The organism is Caballeronia pedi, assembly GCF_001544915.2.
GTDB classification, from domain to species: domain Bacteria; phylum Pseudomonadota; class Gammaproteobacteria; order Burkholderiales; family Burkholderiaceae; genus Caballeronia; species Caballeronia pedi.
In genome coordinates this window covers 26,788-42,851 of sequence record NZ_FCOE02000012.1, presented here as the reverse complement: position 1 = coordinate 42,851, position 16,064 = coordinate 26,788, and the positions used below count along the sequence as shown (strand labels likewise).

Here is a 16,064-nt window from a genome sequence, read left to right as displayed (position 1 = left end):
GATGTCTAAATTGAAGACAAAGATCATTGCGCTCGCCGTGCTTACGGGCTTCGCGGCTGGCGCGCAGGCCCAATCGAGCGTGACGCTGTACGGCGTCATGGACGTTGCATTGAGCTATCAGACGCACACTAACCCGTCCGGCGATTCGACGATCGGGTTGCAGCAGGGCAACGAGGGCTTTCTCTCGGGCAGCCGCTTCGGGCTGAAAGGTGACGAGTCGCTCGGCGACGGCTGGCGGGCCGGCTTCACGCTCGAAAACGGCTTTCTTGCGAATACCGGCAAACTGGATCAGCAAGGACAGCTATTCGGACGCCAGGCGTTCGTCAAGCTTGGCCGTGAGCGCTGGGGCGACCTCGCGCTCGGACGTCAGTACACCACCGCGAATACCATGCTGTACTACGTCGATCCGCTGGGCGTCGGCGCCGCACCGAGCAACTCGTGGCAGGTGTATCTGGTTGGCCAGCGCTACGACAACGCGATCAGCTACACCGGCGCGTGGGGGCCGATGCAGGTGATCGCGGAATTCGCGGCAGGCGGCATTGCCGGCGAAACGCGCGCGCGTTCGTCGATGTCGCTCGGCGTCAAATACGCGTCCGGACCGATTACCCTGATCGGTGACGCGCAACAGACGAACGACACGCAGAGCCGTCGTGCGCGCATTTATCTCGGCGGTGTCAAGGCGACGATCGGCAATGCGAGTCTGTATGCGAACTACCTGCATAGCAATCGCGACGCGGGCTTCGATTCGTCCAACGGCGGCACCGATACGGCGTCCATCACCAGCATGGCCTCGGGCTCACCGACCGCGGCTGTCGCGATCAACTCGGTGTTCAACCAGCGGCGCAGCGACGATTTCTTCACGCTCGGCGCAAGCTACCGCGCCACGCCGAGCTGGCTCTTCACCATCGGCGGGATGCAAGACCGCACCCACGCCGACGGCTTCGATGGCACTCGCACGACCACCTACGGCGTAGCGGACTACAGCCTGAGCAAGCGCACCGATGTCTATCTGGCCACCGCCTACGAGTGGACGAGTGGCGGATGGTCGGGGCTGTTCGGTAACACGACCACGAATGCATCGGCGGCCAAGGGCGCCACCCTCAACGGCCGCAGCGAGCAACTCTCCGTCATGCTCGGTCTTCGGCATTTGTTCTGACTCCCAACAAACTATCGATGCGGCCCAATGGGCGCCGCGTCAGTTCTCTATTGAGGTACTTCACATGGCATTGAAACAGACCCTCGTCATCTTCGACGCGCTCGACAGCGCTACCGTTACTGGTCACTCCATCGCCGAGATTTTCGAGCCCTATGCCGGCCACGGCGTAACGGTGGAAGTCAGGTCCGTCAAAAACGAACCGCCCGGCAATCCCGCGAAAAGCACCGACTTCATCACGATCGTGATTCCGGGCACGCACGGCAAAAAGGCTGGTGGCCAGGCACGCACGCTCGGCGTGATCGGCAGGAATGGCGCGATCGGCGCGCGGCCGGCGAAGCTCGGCATGGTATCGGACGCGGACGGCCCGATCGGTGCCCTTGCCGCAGCGCTCAAGCTCGCGCACATGAAAGCGAACGGCGACGCGCTGCCCGGCGACGTGATCGTGACGACTCACCTGTCGACCGACGCACCCATGAGCGAGAACAACGGCGTGCCGTTCATGGGAATGCCCGTCTCCTCGGCCACGATGAACGAATACGAGGTGTCGGCGGAGATGGATGCGATTCTGTCGCTCGACGCGTCCAAGGGCAACCGCATCGTCAAGCATCGTGGCTTCGCGCTGTCGCCGACCGCGATGCAGGGCTACATCCTGCGCATGGCGCCCGATCTCGTGACGATCATGGAATCGACCACAGGGCAACCGGCTGTTACGTTCCCGATTTCGCTGCAGGACATCACGCCCTATGACAACGGGCTGTCCCATTTCAACAGCATCATGCAGCCGCACGTTGCCACCGACAAACCCGTGGTCGGCGTGGCGATCACCGCGCGATCGGTGGTGGGCGGCAGCGATTCAAGCGCCAGTCACGAAGTCGATCTTGCGGAAGCAGTGCGCTTCACGACCGAAGTCGCAAAACGTTATACCGGCAGTGCGTGCGAATTCTTCGATGCCAGCGAGTGGCAAAAGATTCGCAGCATGTACCCGGATTTGACCGCGTTTCAGGGGCGTGGAAAAGCGGTTCACGCCTGATCCTTCGCAGCCGGACGCACGCGCGCAGGATTGCCGACAGCAGTGGCGCCCGCTGGCACGTCGCGCGTGACGATGCTGCCTGCGCCGATCAATGCGTCGTCGCCAATCGTCACGCCCGGCAGAATGATCGCGCCCGCGCCGATCCACACGTTACGCCCGATCCGCACCGGGCGCCCGAATTCCAGGCCGGCCGCGCGAACGGCCGGATCGCGGGGATGATCGGCGGTCAGAATCTGCACGCCGGTTGCAATCTGCGTCATGTCGCCGATCTCGACCTGAACGACGTCGAGAATGATGCAGTTGTAATTGAGGAACACCCCGGCGCCCAGACTGATGTTGAAGCCATAATCACAATGAAACGGCGGCCGGATCATGGAGTCCGTTCCAATCGTGGCGAGTCGCTCTTGCAAGAGCGAATATCGCTCGGAGAGCGGCATGTCGATGGCGCCGTTGAAGCGCGCCATCCATGCCCGCGCTGCAGCCTGATCGGCCTGAATCTCAGGCGAGTTAGCCGTGTACAGTTCTCCGGCAAGCATCTTTTCTTTCTCGGTTCTGCTCATGATCCGCTCTCCAGTGATCCCGCTCCGGGTACATGGCGTCTGACCCATCGAATGCTCAAACGTTCGGACTGAGGCCATGCAACGAATTCATCAGACGCCGACGCCCGCGAACAGCGCGACTGTGGTCTCGACGAATCGCTTCACCGATGGCGCATTCTCCCGCGTCCGGTAAGCGATGGCGAGTTCGGCTTCCTCGTGATAACCCGCAACCCGCAGGAACGCGACATCAGCCGGCGCGAGCGACTTCATCGATTCCGGAACCAGCACGACCCCGTAGCCCGCCGCGGCCATGCAAAGCGCCGTCATGAAATCGGCGACGCGATGGCGCGGCGAAGCGTCGAAGCCGCCGAGCCGGCCGAGATTCGACAGGTTCTCCGCGAAGCCTTCGCTCTCGCTGAACTGCGGAACGATGAACGCGGCGTCGCGCAATGCCTGCGGACGCACGATCCCGGACGCCGCGAGCGGATGATCCGACGCCAGCGCGATCATCAGCGGCTCGCGCTTCACGACGGTCGCCGCGACGCCGTCCGGATACCGCGATCTGGAACGCAGAAACCCGGCATCGAGCCGGCCGTCATACAGACATTCGAGCTGCCGCGGCGTCTCCATGGCCGTGATCTCCATGTCGACATGAGGACAATTCACGCGAAAGCGCTTGAGCGCCGCCGGCAGCAGGCCCGTGGAGACGGCGGAACCGATGTAGCCCAGCGAAACGTTGCCGATTTCCCCTCGCGCCGCGAGCTTGCCGACCGACTCGGCGCGTTCGAGCTGGCGAAGCGCCAGCACCGCTTCCCGGAGAAATACCGCGCCCGCGTCCGTCAGGGTGACGGCCGAACGCTTGTTGCGGTTCAGCAGCCTGACGCCGAGCGCAGTCTCGAGCTTCTTCAGTTGATCGCTGAGCACGGACTGCGCGACGTTCAGCCGGTCCGCCGTCCGCGCGAAGTGAAGATCCTCGGCCAGCGCCACGAAAGCCTTCAACAGGCGGCTATCCATTTAATCGACTTTCCAGATTAAAAATGAGGTTCCTGGCAGTTTAACCGAACACAGTATCGACGTGAAATAGCGGCATCTCTCACATGGAGCAATTGATGAACGCGCCCGTCGAAGCCAGCGTCGTCCAGACGCATTTCCGCATTCACGCCCATCCGCAGCACGATCGTCTGCGCCGCATCGAACTCGACGAGGACGGGCTCACGCGCTTTTTCGAAGCCGTGAAGGATGTCGATGTACAGAACCTGCAATACGTGCCCTTCATGCGCTTCATGCTGGCGCACGAACTGGACCGCGCGTTCGGTGGCGCGCTCGGTCCGACGCTCACGCAGATCGCGCGCGATCGCTCGAGCGGTGGGTTCACGACCGGCGTGCAAGGCGTGACGTCCGATAGCGACGATTTCGTCCGCTTCGGCACGGCCGTCGCGCATCTGCTCGGACCGGGCAATCACGACGCGATGTCGGGAACCTACTATGCCCGCTTCCTCGTAAAAGACACCGATGCGAGCGATTCCTACCTGCGCCAGGCCTATCGCCTGTTCTCGCTTCACACGGACGGCACCTACGTCGAGGAGGAGACGCACTGGCTGCTCATGATGAAGTTCGACGAGACCAACGCGCGCGGCGGCGAATCGCGTCTCATGCATCTCGACGACTGGACCGAACGCGACCAGTTCGCGCTCGATCCGATGGGCGCGCTGCCGTTCGTCTACAAGGCGCCCGGTTCGAAGAACGTCAGCGCTGCGGTCGAGCGCCCGCTCTTCTTCCATTCGGAATTCGGTCTGTCGATGGCCTTCATCGACCAGTTCGTGCAGCCGCGCACGCTCGCCGAGGCGCGCTTCCTGCATGCCATGTCGAATTCGATGGAAACGTCAGCCGCGACGCGCGAAATCTCGTTGCCCGTGGGCGAGCTGATCGTCGCCAATAACTATTTCTGGCTGCATGGACGCGCGCCGTTCGAGAGGCATCCGCAACTGCATCGTGAATTGATGCGCCAGCGCGGGACCTTTGCCCAATGACCGCCCGCGTCTCCTTCCGCGATGCCGACGCGGACGTGATCGTGATCGGCGGCGGCATCATCGGCGCGTCCACCGCGATGCAGCTCACGCAGCGCTATCCCGCGCTCAAGGTGATTGTGCTCGAAAAGGAGGACGCGCTCGCCGTGCATCAGTCCGGCCATAACAGCGGCGTGATCCACGCTGGCGTCTATTACGCGCCCGGCAGTCTGAAGGCGGAGTTCTGCCGTCGCGGCGCTGCCGCGACCTATGCGTTTTCGCGCCGCCACGACATCCGCTTCGAGCAGTGCGGCAAGCTCATCGTCGCGACGAACAGGATCGAAGTCGAACGGCTCAAGGATCTGTTCGAACGATGCCGCCAGAATCAGTTGGAGCCGCAATGGCTCGACCAGAACGAACTGACGCGCGAGGAGCCGCGCATCGTGGGCGAAGCGGCGATACGCGTCGCGTCGAGCGGCATCGCCGATTATCCCGCCATCACGCGGGTCATGGCGCGCGTCGCGCAGGAGAACGGCGTCGAGATCATGCTCGGCCAGCGAGTCGTCGGCATGAGCGAGGATGACGACGGCGTCGTCGTGACGACCGCGAGCGGACGCTTTCGCGCGAAGCACGCGATCGTCTGCGCGGGCCTCATGGCCGATCGCCTCGCGCGCATGTGCAAGCTCGACGTCGACTTCCGCATCGTGCCGTTTCGCGGCGAGTACTACCGGCTGCCCGCATCGAAGAACGATATCGTGCGGCATCTCGTGTATCCGGTGCCAGACCCCGCGCTGCCGTTCCTCGGCGTGCACCTGACGCGCATGATCGGCGGCTACGTGACCGTGGGCCCGAACGCGGTGCTCGCGATGGCGCGCGAAGGCTATCGCTGGCGCGACATCGACGTCTCCGATCTCGCCGAGATGGCGTCCTTCGGCGGATTCTGGAAGATGCTCAGGACCTACGGTCCGTCGGGCATCTCGGAGATGCGCAATTCGCTCTGGAAGCGCGGCTATCTCGCGCAGTGCCGCAAGTATTGTCCCGAGCTTACGCTCGAAGACCTCGAACCTTATCCCGCGGGCGTTCGTGCGCAGGCCGTGTCATCAAGAGGCGCATTGATTCATGACTTCCTGATTCGTCCTTCGAAGCGAAGCCTGCATGTCTGCAATGCCCCGTCCCCTGCCGCGACCTCGGCGCTTCCCATCGGCGAACATCTCGTCGACGCCTTCGCCAAGGCATTCGATTTCGCGCCGCGACCCGCAGTCGCTGCGTAACGCTCAAGTCTGTCGATACAAGGAAACTCATGCAAGACGTATTCATTTGCGACGCCGTTCGCACACCCATCGGGCGCTATGGCGGCGCGCTTTCGTCCGTGCGCACGGACGATCTCGGTGCAATTCCACTTCGCGCGCTCATGCGGCGCAACGCCGATGTCGACTGGCATGCGCTCGACGATGTCCTGTACGGCTGCGCGAACCAGGCCGGCGAAGACAACCGTAACGTCGCGCGCATGAGCGCGCTGCTCGCCGGCTTGCCGGACTCGGCGCCAGGCGCGACGATCAACCGGCTGTGCGGCTCGGGCATGGATGCCGTTGGCACGGCCGCGCGGGCCATCGCGTGCTCGGAAGCGGAGCTGATCATCGCCGGCGGCGTGGAGAGCATGAGCCGCGCGCCGTTCATCGTGCCCAAGGCCGCGACGCCGTTCTCACGCGACGCCCAGATCTACGACACCACGATCGGTTGGCGTCTCGTCAATCCGCTTCTGCGCGAGCAATACGGCATCGACTCGATGCCTGAAACAGCCGAGAACGTCGCGCAGGAGTTCGGCGTCAGCCGGCACGAACAGGATCTGTTCGCGCTTCGAAGTCAGGAGAAGGCACTGCGCGCACAGCGCGACGGCGTCTTCGTAACGGAAATCGAGCCCGTGGCGATCGCGCAAAGGAAGGGCGAAGCGCTCGTGGTGGACAAGGACGAGCATCCGCGGCAAACGAGCCTTGAGGCGCTCGGCCGTCTGAAAGGCGTGGTCCGGCCTGACGGCACCGTCACCGCGGGCAATGCGTCGGGCGTCAACGACGGCGCAGCGGCCTTGCTGCTCGCCAGTCAAGCCGCGGCAGCGCGTCATGGACTGCGGCCGAAGGCGCGCGTTCTCGGCATGGCAACGGCGGGTGTCGCGCCGCGCATCATGGGCATCGGACCGGCGCCCGCCACGCGCAAGCTGCTCGCGAGGCTCGGCATGGAGATGGCCGACTTCGGCGTCATCGAATTGAACGAGGCATTCGCTTCGCAAGGCATCGCCGTGCTGCGCATGCTCGGACTGCAACCCGACGACGAACGCGTGAATCCGAACGGCGGCGCCATCGCGCTGGGCCATCCGCTCGGCATGAGCGGCGCGCGGCTCATCGCGACGGCGACGTATCAGCTCGAACGATCCCGCGCCCGTTACGCGCTTTGCACGATGTGCATCGGCGTCGGGCAAGGCATTGCGATCGCCCTGGAGCGCGTGGTGGCATAGTCCTCCATGTTGCTACGTTATTTATGTCGACATGAATAACGTGAGCGTCTATGATGGAAACGCCGTCAGAAAACTAGGAGACATGCAGATGATCAAGATTGAAAAGCTCACCGCCTGCATCGGCGCTGAACTGTCAGGCGTCAGCCTGGGCGACGCATCGCGCGATGCGTCCTTGTTTGCGGAGATCAAGGCGCTGTTGCTGCAGCATCGCGTGCTCTTCTTCCGCGACCAGAACATCTCCCGCGAGGAACATGTCGCGTTCGCCCGCAAGTTCGGCGATCTCGAAGATCATCCGGTTGCGGGAAGCGATCCGGAGCATCCGGGGCTCGTGCGGATTTATCGATCGGATGCGAAAAACCCCTACGAAAACAACTTTCACACCGACGGTCTGTGGCGGCCGGAGCCTTCCATGGGCGCCGTGCTTCGCTGCATCGAATGTCCAGAAACAGGCGGCGACACGATCTGGGTCAATATGGTCGAGGCCTACAGGCAGTTGCCGGAAGAGATCAAGCATCGCATCGCGGGCCTTCGGGCGAAGAGCAGCATCGAGCATTCGTTCGGTGCCGCGATGGATCCCGACGAACGCAGGAAGCTCGCTGCGCAAAATCCGGACGTGGAGCATCCCGTCGTGCGCACGCACCCGGAAACCGGCGAGAAAGTCCTGTACGTGGGAAGTTTCACGACGCACTTCGTCAACTTCCATACGCCCGAGAATGTCCGCTACGGCCTCGACAAGACACCGGGCGCGAGCCTTCTGCTCAACTATCTGCAAAGCCAGGCGCTGATCCCCGAGTATCAGGTACGCTTCAGATGGAAGCCGAACAGCATCGCCGTCTGGGACAATCGCTCCACTCAACACTACGCAGTCATGGACTACTGGCCGGCTCCTCGCAAGATGGAACGCGCGGGCATCATCGGTGAAAGGCCTTATTGAAGCGTCGCGGCGCGTCCTGAACAGCAACGCGGCCAGCGTATCCGGTTAATTCATCGGATACCGCTGGCCGTGTTCTTTCTATTTCGCTCGCGGCCTCAGGCGGTTTTGCGCAGGAACCCCTGATTGCCGCCGTTGCGATTCGGCGCGAAACCGTTGGCTTGCAGGGATTCTTCAACGGTTTCGTAGAACACGCCGATGCGCGAGATCTCGCGCGCCTGCCGCGCCGTCGCGATCTCACGGCCGAATTCCCGCGACATGCGCACCAGTTGCTCGATCTGCTTCACGGTACTCATCTTCTCCGTGCGCGACTGATTCCAGAGGCAATCTTCCGTACCGCAGCGCACATGCAAGCCCATGGAGATGCCCCACATGTTCACCGGCAACACGTTGCGCACGTTGCTTTCCACCGTGACCACCGCGCCATCGGGAACCGCACGAATGAAGTTGGCGAGGCTGTAGACGTTCGGCGTATCCATGCCGCCGGCAATCGCGACCCAGTTCATCACCAGCGGGCCTTTGTAGAAGCCGCGTCGCATCAGTCGCTCGACCGACTCGAAACTGTTGAGGTTGTAGCACTGGAAGGCACTCTGGATGCCCTTGGCCGTCAGACGCCGCACGTGTTCCTCGACCCATCCGGGCTGCGCGGGAACGGTCATTTCCTTGTACGCATTGAACAGCGCGGGCTGCTCGCGCGACGTGCCTTTGAAGTCCGCGTCTTCGGCCTGATCGGTGACGTTCATCTGCGACGTATTCACTGTCACTGTCACCTGATCCGGCTTCGGTTCGAGTTCGGCCAGCATGTGGCGCGTATCGTCGGACAGCCATTTGGCGGCCTGCCCTTCATCCTCGGGCGCGAACGAAATCGAACCGCCGACCTGGATGATCATTTCGGGCACTGCCTTGCGCACGCCTGCGATCAACTGATTGAACATGGACAGCCGCTTGCTGCCCTTGCCGTCCAGTTCGCGCACGTGCAGATGCAATACGGTGGCGCCCGCGTTGTAGCAGTCCACCGCTTTCTGAATCTGGTCGTCCATCGTGACCGGAATGTCTTCGGGGAAGTCGCCGGGCAACCAACCGGGCGCATACGGCGCGGCCGTGATGATCAGCGGTTGCTGGTTTTCGGGAAAGAGATGACCGTCGAGAAAATTCATGTTGATTTTCAGGTGAGAGGCAGATTCCCTTGCGACAGGTAGACAGCGCAAAGGGGTTGATTGCGTCCGCCGTGGCGAGCGGACGTGGACGATGCGGCACGGCGCGTGACGCTAGCGCGGCGTGGCAAGCTGGCTGATGAATTCCTCGGCCATGGGCCATTCGCCATGACCCGACGCAGGATTCAGATGACCGACATCGCCGAGCTCGACGAAGCGGCTTCCCCACGACCGCGCAAATTCGCGGGCGCGATCCAGCCCCGTCAAAGGGTCGTTGCTGCTGCCCGCGACGATGCTCGGAAATGGCAGGACGTCACGCGGAACCGGCAACCATCCGTGTGCGTCCAATGCGTCGATCGTCGGATAGCCGGGCGGCATGGGCGTTTCGAGATCGGCTGGCGCCGCGAGCAACGCACCGTGAATCGCCCGCGATTTGCAGCGGCTCGCCCAATGCGCGAGCATCATCACGCCCGCACTGTGCGCGACGACGATGACCGGACCGTCGATCGATGCCAGCGCTCGATCGATCGCAGCAACGCGTTCAGCGCAACTAAGCTTGTCATGCTCGAGCGGCGCGACGCTTCGCACGCGCGGCAGCTTCCGCGCGAGCAGCGTCTGCCAATGGTCCGCCACGTGTTCGCGCAAGCCCGGAACGATGAGCACGGTCGCCGATATGATGTCTGTCTGCGCCGTCACGGCACGAGCACCGTGGAACCCACCGTCTTGCGCGATTCGAGCGCGCGATGTGCATCGGCGGCTTGATCGAGCGCGAACATCTGTCCGGGTTCGCTCTTGATCTTGCCGGCCAGCACGAGATCGAAAAGCTCGCGAGCCATCGACAGCATGTGCGAGCGCGGCGTCGCGTAATGCACCATCGCGGGACGCGTCACCCAGAGCGATCCCTTGCGAGCCAGTACGCGCGTGTCGATCTGCACGGGACCGGACGACGTGCCATTGCTTACCAGGGTGCCGCGCACCTGCAGGCTGTCCAGCGACGCCTCCAGCGTGTCCTTGCCCACCGAATCGAATACCACTTCGACGCCCTTGCCATCGGTGAGCTCGCGCACGCGCTCGGCGATGTTTTCCCGCGACGTCACGATGGTATGCGTGCAGCCATTCGCCCTTGCCACTTCGGCCTTTGCATCCGAGCTGACCGTGCCGATCATCGTGACGCCCAACGCGCGCGCCCACTGACAGGCGATGAGTCCGACCCCGCCCGCGGCAGCGTGATACAGAATGGTCTCGTGACCCTTGAGCGGGTAGACCTGGCGAAACAGGTACTGCGCAGTCATGCCCTTCATGATCAGCGTCGCGGCCGTTTTGTCGCTGATGCCATCGGGCAAGGGAATCAGCACTGCAGCGGGCATCACGCGGACGTCCGAATAAGCGCCCTGCGGCCCCAGCAGATAGCCGACGCGGTCGCCCACCTTGATATCTTCGACGCCATCGCCGACGGCTTCGACCACGCCTACCGCATCGGAGCCGAGGCCATTGGGCAGCGCAAGCGGATATTGCCCCGTGCGGAAATAGATGTCGATGAAATTCACCGCCACGAAGGTGTGACGCACGCGCGCCTCGCCAGGGCCGGGTTCGCCGACCGCAACGGTTTCGAGACGAAGGACCTCGGGGCCACCGATTTCATCAAAGCGAATCGCTTTTGCCATGTTCAACTTTCCTTGGTGAATGATTCCGGGATGGTGCGAAGCGATGTAGGGATCGTCAGAACATCTGACGAATGCCGAGTTCGAAGCCCATCTGATTCGAGCCTCCGAACGGCGCGGCAGGAACAGCGGTGCCCGCCGATACCGAGTAGATCGCGCCCTTGCCATGATTTTTCATATACCCCGCGACGCCGTACACCGACGTGCGCTTGCTCAGGAAGTAGTTCGCCCTGAGCATGCCGAGCGTGCCATCGGCGTCGTCGGCGGCGTTGCCGATGTGCGAAAGCTGGGCGTCGAACTGCCACGCGCCATAAAGAACCGACGCGCCGAGGTATTCGACATCCGTCTTGACCGAACGCACGTCGCCGTGCAGGAGGCGATGTATCCAGCCCATGCCCAAACGCACCGGTCCGACGGTGAGATGACCGTTCACCTGATAGCGGCGATCGGTATCGCCGGAGTTCGTGAACGCGACACCGGGCGCGCCCGGCACGACCGTATTCGGCGCGGAGCCCTGCCCGCCCCTCAGCTCTTCGAAGGACGTCGCGACGCCCCAGTTGCTCGCGTCGTACTTGATCATGGCGGACAAGCCGCGGCAGGCCACGAAGTCGCCTGCAACCTGACCGCCGCAATTGCCGGCCGTCGATGCATCGCGGCCGAATGAATAGCTTGCGCCGATGGTGAATCCGTAGAACGTGCCCATATAGGCGACGGCATTGTCGAACCGGTCGGCCAGCAACGCGCTGTCGAGCGATCCCAGACTCCCGATGCCGGCCGGACCGACGATGTTCGCGTCGGACATCGCCCATGTCTGCATGCTGTACTGGCGCCCGAAGGTAAGCTGTCCCCAGCCGTTCTTCAAGCCGACATAAGCCTGACGCCCGAATAGACGACCGGCTTGCTGCAGCGCGCCGTTGGAGAGAGAGAAGCCATTTTCCAGCGTGAAAATCGCTTTCAGTCCTCGGCCCAGATCTTCCGATCCCTTCAGACCCCATCGCGAAGGCAGGTCTCCGCCGCCGATCACCGGCATGCGCGCAACCGATCCGCCGGTCGGCGTCGCGTGCGTCAGATATTCGACGCCTGTATCGACGATTCCATATAACGTGACCGAACTTTGCGCGAATGCAGGTGCACACGCCAATGGCGCCATCACAGCAATCGCAAGTCGTGCTTTCCTCATTTCGTCTCCGCTCGTTATTTATTGTGCATACCGAATCGTTATTGATGTGATCTGCGCGGCTGTTCAACCACGATTCCCATGCGTGCCCCGGCGACGTCGAGGATCGGCGCGCGAGGACACGCAGCATCATGTTGAACTCAGTCTATCAGCCAAAAATATTAAAGTCGACAACAATCACGAAAAACCCGCGACTTTACAGCCTCTCGAACACCGCGGCGATGCCCTGACCGCCTCCGACGCACATCGTCACGAGCGCGTATCGGCCCGCGATGCGCTGCAATTCGTAGATCGCCTTGGTCGCGAGAAAAGCGCCTGAACAGCCGATCGGATGCCCCAGCGCTATCGCGCCGCCGTTCGGATTGGTCTTCTGCCGGTCGAGTTCGAGGCCTCGTTCGACCGCGATCGCCTGCGCCGCGAACGCTTCGTTGCTTTCGATCACGTCCATCTGATCGAGGGTCAGGTTGCCCTTCCGAAGCGCGAGTTTCGTGGCGGGAATCGGGCCCTCGCCCATGATCTCGTTGGACACGCCCGCGACTGCGTACGACACGAGCCGCGCGATCGGCTTGTGTCCTGCAGCCGTCGCGACGGCTGCGTCGGCGAGCACGAAGAACGCAGCGCCGTCGTTGATGCCGGAAGCGTTCCCGGCGGTCACCGTGCCGCCTTTCCTGAACGCGGGCGTGAGCCTGGCGAGCGACTCCATCGTCGTCGCGGGCTTGACGTGTTCGTCGGTGTCGAACACGACCTCGCCCTTGCGCGTCTCTTTCACGATCGGGACGATCTGCGATCTGAAGCGTCCCTCGGCAATCGCGTACGCCGCTCTGCGATGCGATTCCACGGCGAGCGCATCCTGCTGTTCGCGCGTGATGTTCCACTTGCGCGCGAGGTTCTCCGCCGTCACGCCCATGTGCCCGACACCGAACGGATCGGTCAGCGTCGCGATCATCATGTCGGTGAGCACGGCGTCGCCCATGCGCACGCCGTTACGCATCGTGGCCAGCAGATGTCCACTGCGGCTCATCACCTCGACGCCTCCGCCGACCCCATAGTCGCAATCGCCGAGAAGGATGTTCTGCGCGGTCGTGACGATGCCTTGCAGCCCCGAGGAACACAGCCGGTTCACGGACATCGCCACCGATTGCATCGGCAGGCCGGCGCGCACTGCCGCCACGCGCGCCACGTAGGCAAAGCGGCTCTCGGTGGGAATCGTGTTGCCGACCGTCACGTAGTTGATCGTCTGCGGGTCGACGCCCGAGCGCGTCACCGCTTCTTTCATGACGATGCCCGCGAGCTCCGCCGGTTCGAGATCGGAAAGAGACCCGCCGAATGCTCCGATTGCAGAGCGTGCCGCACCCAGAACCACCACTTCGCGTGTACTCGTCATTGCCGTCCTCGCCAAACAGGCAAACGCCTGATCGTCTGATTCCATTGCTTCCGAATGAAGCAATCCACCGGGCCAGTCTAGTTTTGTCCCGGACAGCCGACTTGACAGATCGAGCCACCTGCTTGGCATTTGCTGACACTGCGGGTAAACGCGGAAGCCCGTCGCACGCGCATTCCGAATGACAAACCGTGACGCGATCAGTCAAGCGCGCGAATCGCGTCGTCAAGACAATCGAACCCGTAACGATTTCACCGACCTCATGATTTCAAGGAAAGCGCAACCATGCGAATCAAACCGCTTACATGCTCGATCGGGGCCGAACTCACGGACGTGAACGTCGCGGACGTCGCCCGAAGCGAATCATTGTTCGCCGAGATCAAGGCGCTGCTGCTGAAACATCGCGTGCTGTTCTTTCGCGATCAGGAGATTTCGCGCGCCGACCATGTCGCCTTCGCGCGCTGTTTCGGCGATCTCGAAGATCATCCCGTCGCCAACACGGTGCCCGGCTATCCCGGCCTGATCGAGATCTACAAGAGCGAGAAGCGCGATCACTTCGAGAACACGTATCACAGCGACGCCTCATGGCGCGCCAATCCGCCCGGAGCCGCGGTATTGCGCTGCATCTCGTGTCCCGAAGTCGGCGGCGACACCATCTGGGTGAACATGGTGGAGGCCTACAACAGCCTGCCGGAAGAGATCAAGACGAAGATCGCGGACTTGCGCGCCAAGCACGGCATCGAGCATTCGTTCGGCGCGATCCTGACGGCCGAGGAGCGCGAGGAACTGGTCAGGAAGAACCCGCTGGTGGATCATCCGGTGGTCCGGACGCATCCGGAGACAGGCGAAAAGGTCCTGTACGTGGGGCCGTTCTCGACTCACTTCATCAACTATCACACGCCCGCGAATGTGCGCTTCGGACAGGACAAGACGCCGGGCGCGAGCCTGCTTCTCAACTATCTGATCAGTCAGGCGGCCATTCCGGAGTATCAGGTGCGCTTTCGCTGGGAGCCGAATAGCCTGGCGATCTGGGACAACATGGCGACCCAGCACTACGCGGTGAGCGATTACTGGCCGGCGCCGCGTCGCATGGAGCGCGCCACCGTTCGCGGCGACCGGCCGTTCTGAACGCCGATAAAAAAAATTCCAGGAGACAAGCAAGCATGAACGTGATTCCCGATGCGCTTTCGGCCAGCCAACACGACGGCTACGTGACAGGCCGGCGGCAAGCATGGTTTGCCTTCGCGATGACCTTCGCGCTCATGTTGTTCGACTTCATCGATCGACAGGTGATCGTTTCGCTCTTCCCGCACATCAAGAGCGAATGGGGTCTCAGCGACAAGCAACTCGGCTCGCTGGTGTCGATCGTCTCGATCGTGGTGGCGGCAGGCGGCATTCCCGTCGCGCTCATCGCCGACCGGAAGGGGCGCGTGAAAAGCATCATCGTGATGGCGATCGCGTGGAGCCTCGCGACGATATCGTGCATGTTCACCGGCAACTACGGCCAGTTGTTCGCGGCGCGCGCGGTCGTGGGCCTCGGGGAAACGGGCTACGGCTCGGTCGGCGCGGCGCTCATCTCGACGTTGTTTCCGCGGCGACTGCGAAGCGCGGCGCTCGGTGCGTTCTTCGCGGCGCCGTCGCTGGGCTCGGTGCTGGGCGTGTTCCTCGGCGGCATCATTGCGGCGCACTGGGGCTGGAAGGCTGCGTTCGGCGTCGTGGGTGTGCCCGGACTCGTGCTCGCGCTCATCTACCTGCGCGTGCGCGACTACGACTCCGTGCCGCTGACATCGGATACGAGCCGCGCGCCGCAACGGCTGGGTGAAACGCTCAGCCATATCTTCGGCACGCTGGCGCGCACGCCGACCTTGCTGTTCGTCTGCGCGGGCGCGGCGGCGCAACTGATCACGGTGTCCGCCATCTGGTCGTGGCTGCCCAGCTATCTCAACCGTTATCACGCCATGAGCGCAGAGTCGGCGTCCAGAGCGGCGGCGGCGGTCGTGCTGATCGGCGCGTTGAGTTGCACGTTCTGGGGCATCGCGGTGGGACGCGCGGCGCAACGCAAGCCGCGCAACAAGCTGCCGGCGTTGTCGGTGCTTTGCGTGACGACATCCGTGATCTTCATCACCGCGTTCGGCGGACATTACACGGGCGATGTGCAGTTCAGATGGATCGTCGTGGGCGCGTTCTTCATGAACTGCACGGTCGGCGTGGTGGCCGGCGTCGCGATGGACGTCATTCATCCCGGCATGCGCTCGACGGGCGCCGCCGTGCTGTCCCTGTTCCAGAACATGTTCGGGCTGGCCGTCGGACCGTTTCTGGCCGGCATCCTGTCCGATCGCTGGGGCCTGCAGCACGCGCTCGCGCTCACGCCGCTGTTCAGTCTGGTGGCGGCAGTGTTCTTCGTCGTCGCGATGCGCAGTTATGACCGGGACGTTGCGCGTATCGCCGCGGCCGAGCGCGACGTGGCGCCCGCCGTCACCGAAGATCGCGTGCCCGAACCGCAAACCGAATGACGATAGC

15 protein-coding genes are annotated in these 16,064 nt (G+C 63.0%); 8 read left to right on the top strand and 7 right to left on the bottom strand.

The window, feature by feature from the left end:
- Nucleotides 1-10 precede the first annotated feature (10 nt).
- Nucleotides 11-1,156 (top strand): porin, encoded by a 1,146-nt coding sequence (locus AWB80_RS19335; RefSeq protein ID WP_425266869.1) that lies wholly within the window; start codon nucleotides 11-13, stop codon nucleotides 1,154-1,156.
- A 64-nt stretch (nucleotides 1,157-1,220) separates the two neighbouring features.
- Entirely contained in the window at nucleotides 1,221-2,186 is a 966-nt protein-coding gene (locus tag AWB80_RS19330) for a DUF1177 domain-containing protein (protein WP_061176277.1), read from the top strand.
- Here the strand turns inward: AWB80_RS19330 and AWB80_RS19325 are convergent.
- Nucleotides 2,177-2,746 (bottom strand): sugar O-acetyltransferase, encoded by a 570-nt coding sequence (locus AWB80_RS19325; RefSeq protein WP_061176276.1) that lies wholly within the window; start codon nucleotides 2,744-2,746, stop codon nucleotides 2,177-2,179. The two genes, AWB80_RS19330 and AWB80_RS19325, sit on opposite strands and share 10 nt — an antisense overlap.
- 90 nt (nucleotides 2,747-2,836) lie before the next feature.
- Complete coding sequence (locus tag AWB80_RS19320) at nucleotides 2,837-3,739, bottom strand: LysR family transcriptional regulator (protein WP_061176275.1); 903 nt, start codon at nucleotides 3,737-3,739, stop codon at nucleotides 2,837-2,839.
- Nucleotides 3,740-3,834: 95 nt separating this feature from the next.
- Here AWB80_RS19320 and glaH point away from each other — a divergent pair, with 95 nt between their 5' ends.
- The 4 genes from glaH to AWB80_RS19300 all read left to right on the top strand — a co-directional run bounded on the left by glaH (nucleotide 3,835) and on the right by AWB80_RS19300 (nucleotide 8,174).
- Nucleotides 3,835-4,755: a glutarate dioxygenase GlaH gene (gene glaH, locus AWB80_RS19315; protein ID WP_061176407.1), complete on the top strand. Its 921-nt coding sequence runs from the start codon at nucleotides 3,835-3,837 to the stop codon at nucleotides 4,753-4,755.
- The gene (gene lhgO / locus AWB80_RS19310; protein ID WP_061176274.1) at nucleotides 4,752-6,002 is read left to right on the top strand and encodes an L-2-hydroxyglutarate oxidase; all 1,251 of its coding nucleotides are present in this window, start codon (nucleotides 4,752-4,754) and stop codon (nucleotides 6,000-6,002) included. Before glaH ends, lhgO begins: the two co-directional genes overlap by 4 nt.
- Before the next feature lie 29 nt (nucleotides 6,003-6,031).
- Nucleotides 6,032-7,240, top strand: a complete 1,209-nt coding sequence (gene pcaF, locus AWB80_RS19305) for a 3-oxoadipyl-CoA thiolase (RefSeq protein ID WP_061176273.1) — start codon at nucleotides 6,032-6,034, stop codon at nucleotides 7,238-7,240.
- Nucleotides 7,241-7,331: 91 nt separating this feature from the next.
- Nucleotides 7,332-8,174: a TauD/TfdA dioxygenase family protein gene (locus AWB80_RS19300; protein ID WP_061176406.1), complete on the top strand. Its 843-nt coding sequence runs from the start codon at nucleotides 7,332-7,334 to the stop codon at nucleotides 8,172-8,174.
- Nucleotides 8,175-8,269: 95 nt separating this feature from the next.
- On the opposite strand, the gene AWB80_RS19295 is transcribed toward AWB80_RS19300, so the two are convergent.
- From AWB80_RS19295 to AWB80_RS19275, 5 genes are all read right to left on the bottom strand, one after another.
- The gene (locus AWB80_RS19295) at nucleotides 8,270-9,328 is read right to left on the bottom strand and encodes a beta-keto acid cleavage family enzyme (RefSeq protein ID WP_061176272.1); all 1,059 of its coding nucleotides are present in this window, start codon (nucleotides 9,326-9,328) and stop codon (nucleotides 8,270-8,272) included.
- A 111-nt stretch (nucleotides 9,329-9,439) separates the two neighbouring features.
- Entirely contained in the window at nucleotides 9,440-10,021 is a 582-nt protein-coding gene (locus tag AWB80_RS19290; RefSeq protein ID WP_244206603.1) for an RBBP9/YdeN family alpha/beta hydrolase, read from the bottom strand.
- Complete coding sequence (locus AWB80_RS19285; protein WP_061176271.1) at nucleotides 10,018-10,989, bottom strand: quinone oxidoreductase family protein; 972 nt, start codon at nucleotides 10,987-10,989, stop codon at nucleotides 10,018-10,020. Before AWB80_RS19285 ends, AWB80_RS19290 begins: the two co-directional genes overlap by 4 nt.
- A 55-nt stretch (nucleotides 10,990-11,044) precedes the next feature.
- A complete protein-coding gene (locus tag AWB80_RS19280; RefSeq protein WP_061176270.1) occupies nucleotides 11,045-12,166 on the bottom strand; it encodes a porin in 1,122 nt (373 codons plus the stop codon).
- A 193-nt stretch (nucleotides 12,167-12,359) separates the two neighbouring features.
- Nucleotides 12,360-13,676 carry an acetyl-CoA C-acyltransferase family protein gene (locus tag AWB80_RS19275; protein WP_279628662.1) on the bottom strand — a complete coding sequence of 439 codons (1,317 nt, stop codon included), beginning with the start codon at nucleotides 13,674-13,676 and terminating at the stop codon, nucleotides 12,360-12,362.
- A 153-nt stretch (nucleotides 13,677-13,829) separates the two neighbouring features.
- On the opposite strand from AWB80_RS19275, the gene AWB80_RS19270 reads away from it, so the two are divergent.
- Entirely contained in the window at nucleotides 13,830-14,672 is an 843-nt protein-coding gene (locus AWB80_RS19270; RefSeq protein WP_061176268.1) for a TauD/TfdA dioxygenase family protein, read from the top strand.
- A gap of 35 nt (nucleotides 14,673-14,707) precedes the next feature.
- Nucleotides 14,708-16,057, top strand: a complete 1,350-nt coding sequence (locus AWB80_RS19265) for an MFS transporter (RefSeq protein ID WP_061176267.1) — start codon at nucleotides 14,708-14,710, stop codon at nucleotides 16,055-16,057.
- The last annotated feature ends 7 nt before the right edge of the window (nucleotides 16,058-16,064 follow it).

Excerpts from the sequence above, each read along its gene's own strand:
- AWB80_RS19320 (WP_061176275.1), bottom strand. The coding sequence starts at position 3,739 with ATGGATAGCCGCCTGTTGAAGGCTTTCGTGGCGCTGGCCGAGGATCTT.
- AWB80_RS19330 (WP_061176277.1), top strand. The coding sequence starts at position 1,221 with ATGGCATTGAAACAGACCCTCGTCATCTTCGACGCGCTCGACAGCGCT.
- glaH (WP_061176407.1), top strand. The coding sequence starts at position 3,835 with ATGAACGCGCCCGTCGAAGCCAGCGTCGTCCAGACGCATTTCCGCATT.
- AWB80_RS19325 (WP_061176276.1), bottom strand. The coding sequence starts at position 2,746 with ATGAGCAGAACCGAGAAAGAAAAGATGCTTGCCGGAGAACTGTACACG.
- AWB80_RS19265 (WP_061176267.1), top strand. The coding sequence starts at position 14,708 with ATGAACGTGATTCCCGATGCGCTTTCGGCCAGCCAACACGACGGCTAC.
- AWB80_RS19285 (WP_061176271.1), bottom strand. The coding sequence starts at position 10,989 with ATGGCAAAAGCGATTCGCTTTGATGAAATCGGTGGCCCCGAGGTCCTT.
- pcaF (WP_061176273.1), top strand. The coding sequence starts at position 6,032 with ATGCAAGACGTATTCATTTGCGACGCCGTTCGCACACCCATCGGGCGC.
- lhgO (WP_061176274.1), top strand. The coding sequence starts at position 4,752 with ATGACCGCCCGCGTCTCCTTCCGCGATGCCGACGCGGACGTGATCGTG.
- AWB80_RS19275 (WP_279628662.1), bottom strand. The coding sequence starts at position 13,676 with ATGCCAAGCAGGTGGCTCGATCTGTCAAGTCGGCTGTCCGGGACAAAA.
- AWB80_RS19280 (WP_061176270.1), bottom strand. The coding sequence starts at position 12,166 with ATGAGGAAAGCACGACTTGCGATTGCTGTGATGGCGCCATTGGCGTGT.
- AWB80_RS19295 (WP_061176272.1), bottom strand. The coding sequence starts at position 9,328 with ATGAATTTTCTCGACGGTCATCTCTTTCCCGAAAACCAGCAACCGCTG.
- AWB80_RS19270 (WP_061176268.1), top strand. The coding sequence starts at position 13,830 with ATGCGAATCAAACCGCTTACATGCTCGATCGGGGCCGAACTCACGGAC.